Raw genomic sequence first — 12631 nt, 5'->3', positions numbered from 1 at the left:
TCTCGTGTCCGCCCCGAACGCTACACATGCACAGTTGAAGCATCAAGTGTACGGTGGGTCGCATGGCCGACTGGTTGACCGCGGACGAACAACGGGCGTGGCGGCGCACCGCTGCAGTGTTCACCCTGCTCCCCGCAGCCCTCGACGCCCAGCTGCAGCGCGATGCCGGCCTGACCCAGTTCTCCTACCTCGTCCTCGCGATGCTCTCCGAGGCGCCCGGGCGCACGATGCCGATGAGCGAGCTGGCCTCGATGGTGAGCTCGTCGCTCTCGCGGCTCTCGCACGTGGTCTCGCGGCTGGAGAAGCAGCAGTGGGTGGCCCGCGAGCCCTGCGCGGACAACGGTCGCGTGACGATGGCGCGGCTGACCGACGCCGGCTGGGACAAGGTCGTCGCCACGGCCCCCGGCCACGCCGCCGAGGTCCGCCGCCTGGTGATCGACGCGGTCGGCCCGGACCGCGTGGCCGACCTGGACGCCATCACCGGCGAGATCCTGCGGCGCCTCGACCCCGGCGGGCGCATGCGCGCCAACCCGCTGAGCCAGGGCTGCTGAGACCGGTCAGGTCGCGTCCGGGTCGAACGGGGCGGCCTCCCCGGGCTGCAGGGGCGTGGCGCGGTCCGAGCGGTCCTTGAGGGCGCCGCCGGCCCCGGCGGCCGGCAGCCCGTGCGCCGTGCCGTTCACCGGAGCGACCCCCGTGGCCGGCTCCCCGGTCGCCGGGGTCCCCGCCCCGGTCCAGGTGCCGTCCTGCACCGGCTCGAGCAGCGAGCGCCGCACCGCCTGGCGCGGGTCCATGCCGCGGATCTGCCGCAGGTCCTCGAGCGGCTTGCGGAACTCGTCGAACTCCGGCCCGATCTCCTGCCGGAGCTGGTCGCGGGCGCCGGCGGCGTACTCGCGCACGGTGCGCATGGTGTCGGCGACCCAGCGGATCGCCCCGGGCAGCCGTTCCGGGCCGAGCACGAACAGCCCGATCAGCGCGAGCACGAGGATCTCGCCCCACCCGACGCTCTCGAACACCCGACCTCCCGGTCCTACAGCTGGGACTGCAGCGACAGCGGCCGGCCGCCGCGGACCACCCCGAGCGTCACCGTGTCGCCGGGCCGGTGCTCCCGGATCGCGACCACCAGCTCGTCGGCGGACGCGATCGGCCGGTCGTCGACCCGGACGACGACGTCGCCCTCCAGCACGCCCGCGCGGGACGCGGCTCCACCCTGGACCACGTTCAGCACCTGCGCACCGTCGGAAGTGCCGTCGGTGACCGACTTCGCGTTCACGCCGAGATCGGTGTGCTGGAAGCCCCCGGTGCGGATCAGCGACTCCGCGATCACCCGCACGTCGTCGATCGGAATCGCGAAGCCCAGGCCGATCGACCCGCCCTGCCCCGAGTCCGAGGCGCCGAGGGTGCGGATCGCGGTGTTGATCCCGACGACCGCGCCGGTCGAGTCGACCAGCGCGCCCCCGGAGTTGCCGGGGTTGATCGCGGCATCGGTCTGGACCGCGTCGATCACCGGGTTCGCGTTCGCGGTCTCGGCGTCCAGGCGCACCGGGCGCCGCAGGGAACTGACGATGCCGGTGGTGACGGTCCCGGCGAGGCCCAGCGGCGAGCCGATCGCGATGACGCCGTCGCCGACCTGCAGGTCCGACGAGCGACCCAGCTGCGCGACCACCGGGTCCGCGACGTCGACCTTGATGACGGCGAGATCGGTCTGCGGGTCGCGACCGACGATGCGGGCGGGCGCCCGGACCCCGGACGCGAACACGGCCTCGAGCGTCGAGCGCGGGTCGGTCGCCGCCAGGGCCACCACGTGGTTGTTCGTGACGATGTCGCCGCGCGGGTCGATGACGACCCCGGACCCGGTGCCGCCGGTCGTCCCGGAGCGGACCTCGATCGAGACGACCGCGGGCACCACCCGCCCGGCGACGTCGGCCACGGACCCGGCCGGGCGCTCCTTGCCCGCGTCGACCTGGGCGAGGCTCGCGCCGGGGTCGACGAGCGTGTCCGAGCCCTGGGCGGTCAGGTGCCCGACGACGCCGCCCACGGCCCCGACGGCCAGGGCCAGCACGGTCAGCAGGACCAGCGCGCTCGGGGCGACCCGGCCCCCGAAGAGCAGTTCGCGGGCCGAGAGGCGGGGACCGGTGGCGCGGCGGTCGGCGGTCGGCCCGTCCTCGCGCATTGCGGGCGCGCCGAGCTCGACCGGGGCCGCCGGGTCGCGCCACGGGTCGCGCTCGGCGTCGCCGTCCCAGAAGTCGGGCGGTGCGGCGTCGTCGGACCCGGGCGTCTCGCGGGGCCGCTGCAGGGGCTCGACGGCGTCGCCGGGACGCCCGAAGGCCCCGGCGAGGGCGACCGACGGTTCGCGGCTCCCGGACGACGGCGCCGTCGGCTCCGCGGGCCGGTCGGCGAACGACCCGGTCGATCCGGTCGGACGCGCGAACTCCCCCGCGTGCTCGGCGTGCGACCACCCGTTGGTGGCGTGCCCGTGGGCACCGTGGTCGCGGTGGTGGCCGTTGGACGCCGGCACCGCGGGGGGCTCGGCGTGCTCGGCGTCCTCGGCGTCCTCGGTGTGCTCCGGGTGCGCGTCGGGGCGCTCCGTCGTCGCGGGTCGCGACCAGGGGCTGCTCATGGGTGCGCTCTCATCAACGACGCTGCCGCCGCCGGAAAGGTCCGGGCGTGGACGGGCGCGCGCGGTGGGTGGTCATCGTCGTCCCACGGTAGAGCGCGGGCGACTCCGGGGGCGACACCACCCGATCCTGCGGGGCCGTCCGTGAAGGAGCGGTCAGGACGACGGGCGCGGCCGGGTGGTGTCGGTCGGGGCGACGACGGGGGTGGTGCTCGGCGACGAGGTGCCCGCGCTCCGACCGGCGGCGTCCTGCACGACCGCGCCGACGACGGGATTGCCGCGATCGCCCGCGACCGGGACCGCCGCCGTCAGTGAGGCGCCCGCGGACGCGCCCTCGGGGGCCACCCCGGTGGGCACCGCACCCGCGGCGAGCACCGGCCCGGCGACCGCGGCCGCGCCGGCGACGATGCCGGAAGCCACGACGGCCGGGACGACCCGTCGTCGGGACCGAGGACCGCCGGCCCGGCGACCGCTCCCCCGTTTCCGGGCGGGCGGCGCCTCGGCGGGCACCACGAAGCGGCCCTCGGCGTCGACGGCGAGCCCCGCGGGGGCCTCGGGCAGCTCCGCGCTGTCCGGGATGGAGCGCAGCGAGCTCATCAGCGACGACGGCGCGCAAGGCGTGTCCGCGGCCCGCAGCCGGCGGCGGGCCTGCCGCTGGGCGGCGACCTCGACCGCGCAGGCCGGGCAGTGGTCGACGTGCGCGGCCGCACGACCGGCGGCGGCCTCGCCGAGCTCGCCGTCGACGAACGCGACCGTCGCGTCCAGCGACAGGTGCCCGGCGTCGGACCAGCGGGACCAGGGGCCCCCGGACCGGCCGATCACGTCAGGGCTCCCGCCCGCTCCGCGTCCTCGCGGCGACGCTCCAGCGCACTGCGGAGGGCCTGGCGGCCCCGGTGGATTCGACTGCGCACAGTCCCCAGTTTGACATCCAGCGTGGCCGCGATCTCCTCGTAGGAGAGACCCTCCACGTCACAGAGCACCACGGCGGCCCGGAACTCGGGCGCGAGCTCGTCGAGTGCGCCCTGCAGGTCGGGGTCGAGGTGGGCCTCGGAGAAGACCTGCTCGGGGTCGGGGCCGCCGCCGGGGAGCCGGTCGGTGTCCTCGGGCAGGCCCTCCATCCGCAACCGCCCGCGGCGCCGCACCATGTCGAGGAACAGGTTGGTCGTGATCCGGTGCAGCCAGCCCTCGAAGGTGCCCGGCTTGTACGCCGCCAGCGAGCGGAACACCCGGATGAACGTCTCCTGGGTGAGGTCCTCGGCGTCGTGCGCGTCGCCGGTCAGCCGGTAGGCGAGGCGGTACACGCGGTCGGCGTGCTCGCGGACCACGTCGTCCCAGGACGGCGGGGTCCAGGCGGCTCCGTCCTCGAAGGTCCCCTCGAGGTGGGCGGGGCGCGCAGCGAGCGTCTCGGTCATGGCACCACTCTGTCGGTCGGTCATGACACCCAGGTGTGGGTCGTCTGAGAGGGGGCTGAGGAAGTGGGAGACGGAGCGGAGCGGAGCTCGACCGTCGGCGCGGGGGCGGGTCCGTCACCACCGGGACGCGCCCGGCGCGGCGCGGCCGGACGGGCGTGATCCCGATCTAGCCTGGGCCGCGTGAGCGAGGACGGGGGACGCGAGGGCACACGTCGTGCCCGCACGCCGTTGCGCGTCGTCGGTCCCGAGCAGGCCCCGTCCGCCACGCCCACCCCTCCCGCTGCTCCTGCCGCCCCGCCGTCCCCTCCCAGGACGTCGACGCGGCCCCGCGATGACGCGGGCCGGCGCCACGGCCACCGTCCGGGGCGCGCCACGGCCCGCATCCCGGTGTACCCGCGGGTCCCGACGGGTCCGCTGCGGCTGCCGAGCACGACGTTCCCCTCCCGGCGCGGCGCGGACGACGAGGCCGCCACCACCGCCCACCCGCTGCCGCGGCTCGTCGACCCGGACGCGCCCACCCCGCCGGAGGAGGACGTCGACACGGCGACCACCGCGGTCGTCGCGACGGCCGACCTCGACCCCGACGACGGCGAGCGCGAGCGGCTCCGCGCCCGCGCCGAGCACTTCAGCCCCGAGGACGAGGTCCTGGCCGCCGCCCGGGAGCGGGCCGCGGAGCACGGCATCGTGCCGGTCGGGGTCGGCGCCGCCGCGGCCCTGACGTTCCTCGCCTCGGCCGGGCGGGCCCGCGCGGTCGTCGAGATCGGCAGCGGGGCCGGGGTCGGCACGGTCAGCCTGCTCCGCGGGATGCCGCCCGAGGGCCTGCTGACCAGCATCGACACCGAGGTGGCGCACCAGCGGCTGGCCCGTCTCACGTGCGCGGAGGCCGGGTACGGCGCCGGCCGGGTCCGGATGATCACCGGCCGGGCGCTGGACGTGCTGCCGCGGCTGTCCGACGCCGCCTACGACCTCGTGCTCGTCGACGCCGCCACCGTGGAGTACCCGCGCTACCTCGCCGAGGCCGTGCGGCTGCTGCGCCCGGGCGGGGTGGTGGCGCTCGACAACGTGTGCTGGACGGGGCGGATCACCGATCCGGCGCGCCGGGACGCGGTGTCCGCGGCGCTGCGGGAGACGGTCCGGGCGGTGCGCACCGACGAGCGCCTCGCCCCGCTGCTGCTGCCGGTGTCCGACGGCCTGCTCTGCGCCTCGCTGCTCGGCTAACTGCTCGTCGCCCTCGCCACGCAGAACTCCACGAGCGTGCGCGCGGCGAACCCGGTCGCGCCCTTGGCGACCTCCTCGTGCGGCGCGTCGCAGCGGGCCGGCCCGGCGATGTCGAGGTGCGCCCACGGCACGTCGCCCACGAACCGCCGCAGGAACAGGGCCGCGACGATGCCGCCCGGACCGGGCGGGGCCTGCCGGACGTCGGCGAGCCGGGAGTCGACGTCGTCGTCGTGACCCGCCGCGAGCGGCACCCGCCACCACGCCTCGCCGGTCGTCGCACCCGCCGTCGTGAGGGCCGCGGCCAGCTCGTCGGTGGTGGCGAACAGCCCGCCGGTGCGCACCCCGAGGGCCACCTTCATCGCCCCGGTGAGCGTCGCGACGTCCACGACCACCGCCGGCCCCAGCGTCGCGACGGCGTACCCGAGCGCGTCGGCCAGGACCATCCGGCCCTCGGCGTCGGTGTTGGTGACCTCGGTGGTGCGGCCGTCGTAGTGCCGCACGACGTCGCCGGGCCGGTACGCCGCCCCGGACACGTGGTTCTCGGCCAGCGGGACCAGCCCGACGACCCGGACGTCGAGGCCCAGGCGCGCGATCGCCACCAGGGCACCCACCACCGCGGCGCCGCCGGAGCAGTCGGTGCGCATGTCGGCCATGCCGGCGTTCGGCTTGATGGAGATGCCGCCGGTGTCGAACGTGATCCCCTTGCCGACCAGCACGACGGGGGCCGCCCCGGAGCCCGACGGCGGGTCCCACGTGATCTCGAGCAGGCGCGGCGGGCGCGACGAGCCACCGCCGACGGCCAGGACGCCGCCGAAGCCGTGCTCGTGGAGCCAGTCCTCGTCGCGGACCACGGTCGTGAGGCCGTCGGTGCCGGCGCAGGCGGCCACCGCCTGCTCGGCGAACCACGCGGGGGACTTCGCCCCGGACGGGGTGTCGGCGAGGTCGCGCGCGACGGCGGTGGCCCGCGCCAGGACCAGCGCCCGCTCGACGGCGGACCGGTCGGCCGCGGGGACCTCGACGGTCACCGTGGGCGGGTCGGCCGGTGCGGTGGAGCGCACCGCGAAGCGGTGGGACCCCAGGAGCAGGCCGGTGGTGAGGGCCGTCCAGTCCGGCGTGGTGTCGTCGTCCGGGACCACGTGCAGCCGCGCGGGGCCGTCGTCCGCACCGAACAGCACCCCCGGGTCGGAGCGGCCGGTCGCGACCCGCACCGCCGCCGCGCCCGCGGCCCGCCAGTCCTTCGGGGTCCCGGCGCCGGCGCCGACGAGCCAGCGGCCCGCACCGTCGTCGCCGGGAGCCAGGGCGGCGACCGCCCCGGCGGAGGCGATCCACCCGCTCGGCGCCCCGTCCGGCGGGGTGGCGTCCTCGCCGGTGCGGCACAGCCGGACCGCGGCCGCCCCGTCCGGCGCGGACCCCGGGTCGACGGGACGGAGGTCCGCGAGCGGGGTCGGCAGGGTCGGGGCGGCGAAGGGGACGCTCATCGGGTCACGACGAGATCGAGGACAGGGCCTCCCGCAGGTCGCCCGCCTCGTCGGCGGTCATCTCGACGACGAGCCGGCCCCCACCCTCGAGCGGCACGCGCATCACGATGCCGCGCCCCTCCTTGGTGACCTCGAGGGGACCGTCACCGGTCCGGGGCTTCATGGCCGCCATAGTCGTGCTCCCTCCAGATGGTCGTCGTGGCGACGCCCCGTCGCCGGGACGTTGCGCACCGCGCGACGATTCTTCCCCATCCGCGCGCACGGCACGACATCGGAGCGATCATCGGCGCCGGTGTGTCGCTCAGCGCGTCGCGCGGAAGCACCCGGCGAGGTGTTCGTCGACCATGCCGGTGGCCTGCATCAACGCGTGCGCGGTGGTCGGGCCGACGAACCGGAAACCCCGCCGGCGGAGCTCCTTCGCCATCGCGGCCGACGCCGGCGTGGTCGCGGCGACGTCCTCGAGGGTCGCCGGCGGCGGGGCGGGCGGATCGGGCGCGAACGACCACAACAGGGCGTCCAGCCCCGGGCCCTCGGCCTCGACGCGGAGCACCGCCGCGGCGTTCGAGACCGCCGCCTCGATCTTCTGCCGGTTCCGGACGATGCCGGCGTCGGCCAGCAGCCGCGCGACGTCGGCCTCGCCGAACCCCGCCACCGCCTCGGCGTCGAAGTCCGCGAACGCCGCCCGGAACGCGGGCCGCTTGCGCAGGATCACCAGCCACGACAGCCCGGACTGGAACGCCTCCAGGCACAGCCGCTCGAAGAGCGCGTCGCGCCCGTGCAGCACGTGCCCCCACTCGGTGTCGTGGTACTCGCGCAGCAGGGGATCCTGCGCGCCCCACGGGCAGCGGCCGACGCCGTCCTCGCCGACGACCGCGCCCGTCATCGCTCGTGCTGGCAGCGGGCCGCCAGCTTGCGCAGCGAGTAGAGCAGGGCCAGCCGGAACACGGGCGACACCAGCGGCCAGCCGATCGCCCCGAGCACGCCCAGCGGCAGGTCCAGCCGCTCGCCCCACTCGAAGCGGGACCGCGACGGGCCGAGCTCGACGACCGTGAAGGTGCCGGAGCCGCGCACGAACGACCCGGTGTGCACGACCGTGGCGCGGTGCGGCGGGTCCCACCCGACGATGCGCATCGTGTCGGTGACCCCGAGCGGGCCGAGGCCGGTGGTCGCCGCCAGCTCGGATCCGGTGCCGACGCCGTCGCCCGCGGTCACCTTCACCGTGGTGGCGAGCATCCACTCGCTCTGGCCCTCCCAGTCGGTGACGGCCTTCCAGACGACGTCGGCGGGCGCCTCGACGTCGACGCCCACCGTGATGTCACGCGTTGCCATCTGCGGTTCCCTTCAGCGCACCACCGACTCCGACGGTCGGGTCGGTGGGACTGGGGTCGACGCCGTCCACCCCGGTGGGGGCGTCCGCGTCCCCGACGTCGTCGGCGCGCGGCGGCCCCTCGTACACCGCGAGCCGGGCCCGCAGCGTGTCGACCTCCGCGGCGAGCCGGTCGAGCGCCCAGTCCACCTCGCTCATGCGGTATCCGCGGAACGCCTGCTGGAACCGCAGCCCCCGCACGTCCGACCCGAGCAGGTCGCGCGCGGGCAGGCGCGTGGGCGTCGCCCCGGGGGGCATCGGCGCGAGCTCCTCGCCGCGCCCCGCCAGCAGCGCGGTCGCCAGGTAGATCACGGCCGCGACGACCCCGACGACGAGGACGTAGACCAGAGCACTGCCCATGCTGCGATCGTGGCAGAGGGGTCCGACAGCGCGCGTCAGCGGCGGGCCAGTTCCCGGATCGGCGGCCGGTCGTGGTCCGCCACGGGGTGGTCCTCGGGCAGCCAGTGGCCGCCCACGGGGACGAACTGGGTCAGCCGGCCCGACCCGCCGTCGGGAAGGGCCCCGGGAAGACCGCTGCGGCGCAGCACCGCGCCCAGGACCTCCGCGGCCGTCACCCCGAGCTCGCGCAGCGAGCGGTGGCGGTGCTTGCGCACCCCGAGGTCGACCTGGGCGATCGCGTCCCGGCCGCGGCGGTCGAGGGTGTCGAGCAGCAGCCCGATCTCCACGCCGTAGCCGCCGGCGAACGGCAGAGACTCGAGTAGCGCGCGGGTCGCGGCGTACTCCCCGCCCAGCGGCTGCACGATGCCCGCCAGCTCCGGGCGCAGCGCCGCGAGCGCGGGCCGGGCGACGAGCTCGGTGACCCGGCCGCCGCCGTCGCGCACGGCGTCGTCCTCCCCGATGCGCAGCGGCCGGTGGTAGAAGCCCTTGACCAGCTCCACCCCGGGCACCGTGAGCAGCGGCCCGAGCAGCGAGGGGACGAACGCCGGGTCCGCCTCGACGAGGTCGGCGTCCAGGTAGACCACGAGGTCGCCGGTCGTCGCGGCCAGCGCGCGCCAGAGGACCTCGCCCTTGCCGGGGCGCACCTCGACGTCGGGCAGGGCCTCCTCGCGGCTGACCACCCGCGCGCCCGCGGCCCGGGCGACCGCGGCCGTCGCGTCGGTCGAGCCCGAGTCGACGACGACGAGCTCGTCCACCAACGACCCCAGCAGCGGGCGCACGACCGCGACGACGCCGCCGACCGTGGCCTCCTCGTCGAGCGCGGGCAGCACCACCGACACCGTGCGGCCGGCCTTCGCGGCGACGAGCTCCGCGACCGTCCACGGCGGCTCCGCCCACGTGCGGCGCGCGAACCAGTCAGCCACAGGCGTCCAGGGCCGCGGCCACCGTCGTCGTTCGGACCAACGCCGTCAGCGCGCGCTCCCCGACGAAGCCGGTGCCGCGCAGCCCGTCGAGCCAGGCCAGGAGCCCGTCGTAGAACCCGCCCGGGTCGCAGACGACCACCGGTTTCGCGTGCATGTCCAGGTAGCGCGAGGTCCACGCCTCGAACAGCTCCTCGAGCGTGCCCAGGCCGCCGGGCAGGGCGATCCACGCGTCCGAGCGGGCGTCCATCTCCGCCTTGCGCTCGCGCATGCCGGTCACGACGACGAGCTCGGTCGACTCCTCGTCGGCCACCTCGCGGTGCACGAGTCCCTCGGGGATCACCCCGACGGTGTGACCACCGGCCGCGCGGGCCGCGCGGGTCACCTCGCCCATCATCCCGACCCGCCCGCCGCCGGAGACCAGCGTCCAGCCCCGCGCGGCGATCCCGGTGCCGACCTCGCGGGCCAGGGCCAGGTACTCCTCGCCGACCGGGCCGGACGCGCAGAAGACGCAGACGGCCTTCGTACTCACTTCTCCACCAGCTCGTGGAACCGCTGCTCCACGATGGCGACGACCTCCTCGACGTCGTCGACGATGTGGATCAGGTCGACGTCCTTCGGGCTGATGACGCCGTGCTCGAGGGCGCTCGTCCTCAGCCACTCCACCAGCCCGCCCCAGTACGCCGAGCCCAGCAGGACGACGGGGAAGCGCGTCACCTTGCCGGTCTGCACCAGCACCAGCGCCTCGAACAGCTCGTCCAGGGTGCCGAAGCCACCGGGCAGGCAGACGAAGGCCTGGGCGTACTTGACGAACATCGTCTTGCGGGCGAAGAAGTAGCGGAACCCGACGCCGAGGTCGACCCACGGGTTGAGGCCCTGCTCGAACGGCAGCTCGATGCCCAGACCCACCGACATCCCGCCGGCCTCGGAGCAGCCGCGGTTGGCCGCCTCCATGATCCCGGGGCCGCCGCCGGTGATCACCGCGTAGCCGGCACGCGCGAGGGCGGCGCCGAGGGCCATGCCCGTGGCGTAATCGGGGTGGTCGGGTGCCGTGCGGGCGGAGCCGAAGACGGTGACCGCCCGGGGGATCTCGGCGAGCACCGAGAACCCCTCGACGAACTCGGCCTGGATGCGCTGCACGCGCCACGCGTCGGAGTGCACCCAGTCGGCGGGTCCGCGCGAGTCGAGCAGGCGCTGGTCGGTCGTGGAGGACAGGCGCGCCGGGTCCTTGTGCTCGGGGGGACGCTTGTCGACCGTGGTCGGTCGCGGCGTCGTCAGATCGTCGAAGTGGGACCCGGTCATGCGATCCAGCGTAGGGACGCCCGGTCGTGGGGCTCGCGCCGGACGCACACCGGTCACCGGAGATTCCTGCGTGTGCCACCCGGCAGGGCGGGTACATGGTTGAAGGAGCAACCACATCCGACGTCGGGAAGGATTTCCGATGGCCACCAAGGTCGCCGTCATCTACTACAGCCAGACCGGCACGATCCACCAGTTGGCCCAGGAGTACGCCGCGGGTGCCGAGAAGGCGGGCGCCGAGGTCCGGCTGCGGTCGGTCGCGGAGCTGGCCCCGCAGGCCGCCATCGATTCGAACGAGAAGTGGAAGGCGCACCGCGAGCAGACCGCGGACGTGCCCGACGCCACGGCCGACGACATCCTGTGGGCGGACGCCGTCATCTTCGGGTCGCCGACGCGCTACGGCAACGTCGCCGCGCAGCTCAAGCAGTTCATCGACCAGCTCGGCCCGCAGTGGGCGCAGGGCCTGCTCGCCGACAAGGTCTACTCGGGCTTCACCTCGAGCTCGACCGCGCACGGCGGCCAGGAGTCGACGCTGCTGGCGCTCTACAACACGATCCACCACTTCGGCGGCTTCATCGTGTCGCCGGGCTACACCGACCCGGTCATGTTCGCGACCGGCAACCCGTACGGCGTCTCGCACGTCGACGGGCAGGGCTCGATCCCGATCGCCGACGAGACCCGCCAGGCCGCCCGGTTCGCCGGGGAGCGCGTCGCGGGCGTCACCGCCCAGCTGCTGGCGGGCCGGGACGCGGCGCTGGCCGCCAGCTGACACCGCTCGATCCGCACGAACGGGTCGTTCGTCACCTTCTTGCGTGACGAACGACCCGTTCGTCCGTTCCCGGAGCTACGTCAGGTACCGCCGCAAGGTCGCCGTGCCGGCCGTGATGCGCCGGACGTCGACGTGCTCGTCCCGGGTGTGCGCGAGGTTCGGGTCGCCCGGGCCGAAGTTCACGGCGGGGATGCCGAGTGCGGAGAACCGCGACACGTCCGTCCAGCCGTACTTGGCCACCGGCGTCTCGCCCGTGGCCGCCACGAACTCCGCGGCGGCCGGGGCGGACAGGCCCGGCAGCGCGCCCGGGGAGCGGTCGGTGATCTCGAGGTCCACCCCGTCGAACACCTCGCGCACGTGCGCCTCGGCCTGCTCCACCGAGCGGTCCGGGGCGAAGCGGAAGTTCACCGTCACCGCGCAGTGGTCCGGGACGACGTTGCCGGCGACGCCCCCGTCGATCCGCACCGCCTGCAGTCCCTCGCGGTAGACGCAGCCGTCGATGTCGACCACGCGCGGTTCGTAGCGCGCGAGCCGCTCGAGCACCGGCGCCGCGGCGTGGATCGCGTTGTCGCCCAGCCAGGACCGCGCGCTGTGCGCCCGCCGGCCGGTCAGCGTGAGCACCGCGCGCATCGTGCCCTGGCAGCCGCCCTCCACGAGGCCCGACGTCGGCTCCCCGAGGACCGCGAGGTCGGCGTCGAGCCAGTCCGGCAGCGTCCGCTCGATGCGGCCCAGCCCGTTGCGCGCGGCCTCGATCTCCTCGCAGTCGTAGAGCACGAGGGTGACGTCGTGGGCGGGCTCGCGCAGGGTCGCCGTCAGGTGGGCCATCACCGCGACCCCGGCCTTCATGTCCGAGGTCCCGCAGCCGTAGAGCAGGTCGCCCACCCGCCGCGAGGGCACGTTGTCGGCGATCGGCACGGTGTCGAGGTGGCCCGCGAGCAGCACGCGCCGGTCGCGCCCGAGCAGCGTGCGGGCGAGCACGGCCTCGCCGGAGCGCACGACCTCCAGGTGGTCGTGCCCGCGCAGGGCCGCCTCGACGGCGTCCGCGAGCGTCTTCTCCTCCCCCGAGACCGACGGCACGTCGACCAGCGCGGCGGTCAGGTCGACGGGGTCGGCGTGGAGATCGATGCGCACGACGACCCAGACTAGGCTGGTCGGC

At 75.6% G+C, this 12631-nt stretch carries 16 protein-coding genes; 3 read left to right on the top strand and 13 right to left on the bottom strand.

Going from position 1 to position 12631, the window contains the following annotated elements:
- Positions 1 to 62 precede the first annotated feature (62 nt).
- Complete coding sequence (locus WCD74_RS07105; RefSeq protein WP_337694126.1) at positions 63 to 551, top strand: MarR family winged helix-turn-helix transcriptional regulator; 489 nt, start codon at positions 63 to 65, stop codon at positions 549 to 551.
- A 6-nt stretch (positions 552 to 557) separates the two neighbouring features.
- Here the strand turns inward: WCD74_RS07105 and tatB are convergent, their stop codons facing one another.
- From tatB to sigE, 4 genes are all read right to left on the bottom strand, one after another.
- Positions 558 to 1013: a Sec-independent protein translocase protein TatB gene (tatB, locus tag WCD74_RS07100; protein ID WP_337694125.1), complete on the bottom strand. Its 456-nt coding sequence runs from the start codon at positions 1011 to 1013 to the stop codon at positions 558 to 560.
- Between the two features lie 14 nt (positions 1014 to 1027).
- Entirely contained in the window at positions 1028 to 2617 is a 1590-nt protein-coding gene (locus WCD74_RS07095; RefSeq protein ID WP_337694124.1) for a trypsin-like peptidase domain-containing protein, read from the bottom strand.
- Between the two features lie 153 nt (positions 2618 to 2770).
- On the bottom strand, positions 2771 to 3436 hold the full coding sequence (locus tag WCD74_RS07090; RefSeq protein WP_337694123.1) for a zf-HC2 domain-containing protein: 666 nt from the start codon (positions 3434 to 3436) through the stop codon (positions 2771 to 2773).
- Positions 3433 to 4026, bottom strand: a complete 594-nt coding sequence (gene sigE / locus WCD74_RS07085; protein WP_337694122.1) for an RNA polymerase sigma factor SigE — start codon at positions 4024 to 4026, stop codon at positions 3433 to 3435. The genes WCD74_RS07090 and sigE overlap by 4 nt, the downstream gene beginning before the upstream one ends.
- A 180-nt stretch (positions 4027 to 4206) precedes the next feature.
- Between sigE and WCD74_RS07080 the strand changes: the two genes are divergently transcribed.
- Entirely contained in the window at positions 4207 to 5244 is a 1038-nt protein-coding gene (locus tag WCD74_RS07080) for an O-methyltransferase (protein WP_337694121.1), read from the top strand.
- Here the strand turns inward: WCD74_RS07080 and WCD74_RS07075 are convergent.
- The 8 genes from WCD74_RS07075 to WCD74_RS07040 form a co-directional block, all read right to left on the bottom strand.
- Positions 5241 to 6722: a leucyl aminopeptidase family protein gene (locus WCD74_RS07075; RefSeq protein ID WP_337694120.1), complete on the bottom strand. Its 1482-nt coding sequence runs from the start codon at positions 6720 to 6722 to the stop codon at positions 5241 to 5243. The genes WCD74_RS07080 and WCD74_RS07075 overlap by 4 nt on opposite strands.
- Positions 6723 to 6726: 4 nt before the next feature.
- Complete coding sequence (locus WCD74_RS07070; RefSeq protein ID WP_018335229.1) at positions 6727 to 6894, bottom strand: DUF3117 domain-containing protein; 168 nt, start codon at positions 6892 to 6894, stop codon at positions 6727 to 6729.
- Positions 6895 to 7023: 129 nt separating this feature from the next.
- Complete coding sequence (locus WCD74_RS07065) at positions 7024 to 7605, bottom strand: DNA-3-methyladenine glycosylase I (RefSeq protein WP_337694119.1); 582 nt, start codon at positions 7603 to 7605, stop codon at positions 7024 to 7026.
- Complete coding sequence (locus WCD74_RS07060; protein ID WP_337694118.1) at positions 7602 to 8051, bottom strand: SRPBCC family protein; 450 nt, start codon at positions 8049 to 8051, stop codon at positions 7602 to 7604. The genes WCD74_RS07065 and WCD74_RS07060 overlap by 4 nt, the downstream gene beginning before the upstream one ends.
- Positions 8038 to 8448, bottom strand: a complete 411-nt coding sequence (locus WCD74_RS07055) for a DivIVA domain-containing protein (protein ID WP_337694117.1) — start codon at positions 8446 to 8448, stop codon at positions 8038 to 8040. Before WCD74_RS07055 ends, WCD74_RS07060 begins: the two co-directional genes overlap by 14 nt.
- A gap of 35 nt (positions 8449 to 8483) precedes the next feature.
- Positions 8484 to 9410 carry a glucosyl-3-phosphoglycerate synthase gene (locus WCD74_RS07050; protein ID WP_337694116.1) on the bottom strand — a complete coding sequence of 309 codons (927 nt, stop codon included), beginning with the start codon at positions 9408 to 9410 and terminating at the stop codon, positions 8484 to 8486.
- The gene (locus WCD74_RS07045) at positions 9403 to 9939 is read right to left on the bottom strand and encodes an LOG family protein (protein ID WP_337694115.1); all 537 of its coding nucleotides are present in this window, start codon (positions 9937 to 9939) and stop codon (positions 9403 to 9405) included. Before WCD74_RS07045 ends, WCD74_RS07050 begins: the two co-directional genes overlap by 8 nt.
- Complete coding sequence (locus WCD74_RS07040) at positions 9936 to 10709, bottom strand: LOG family protein (protein WP_337694114.1); 774 nt, start codon at positions 10707 to 10709, stop codon at positions 9936 to 9938. Before WCD74_RS07040 ends, WCD74_RS07045 begins: the two co-directional genes overlap by 4 nt.
- Positions 10710 to 10848: 139 nt before the next feature.
- Between WCD74_RS07040 and wrbA the strand changes: the two genes are divergently transcribed.
- Positions 10849 to 11475 carry an NAD(P)H:quinone oxidoreductase gene (gene wrbA, locus WCD74_RS07035; protein WP_337694113.1) on the top strand — a complete coding sequence of 209 codons (627 nt, stop codon included), beginning with the start codon at positions 10849 to 10851 and terminating at the stop codon, positions 11473 to 11475.
- Between the two features lie 75 nt (positions 11476 to 11550).
- Here wrbA and dapE read toward each other — a convergent pair whose 3' ends face one another.
- Positions 11551 to 12606, bottom strand: a complete 1056-nt coding sequence (gene dapE, locus WCD74_RS07030) for a succinyl-diaminopimelate desuccinylase (protein WP_337694112.1) — start codon at positions 12604 to 12606, stop codon at positions 11551 to 11553.
- Positions 12607 to 12631: the final 25 nt, after the last annotated feature.

It is taken from the genome of Actinomycetospora aurantiaca (assembly GCF_037401875.1).
Lineage (GTDB): Bacteria > Actinomycetota > Actinomycetes > Mycobacteriales > Pseudonocardiaceae > Actinomycetospora > Actinomycetospora aurantiaca.
This window is presented reverse-complemented; position numbering and strand designations above follow the sequence as displayed.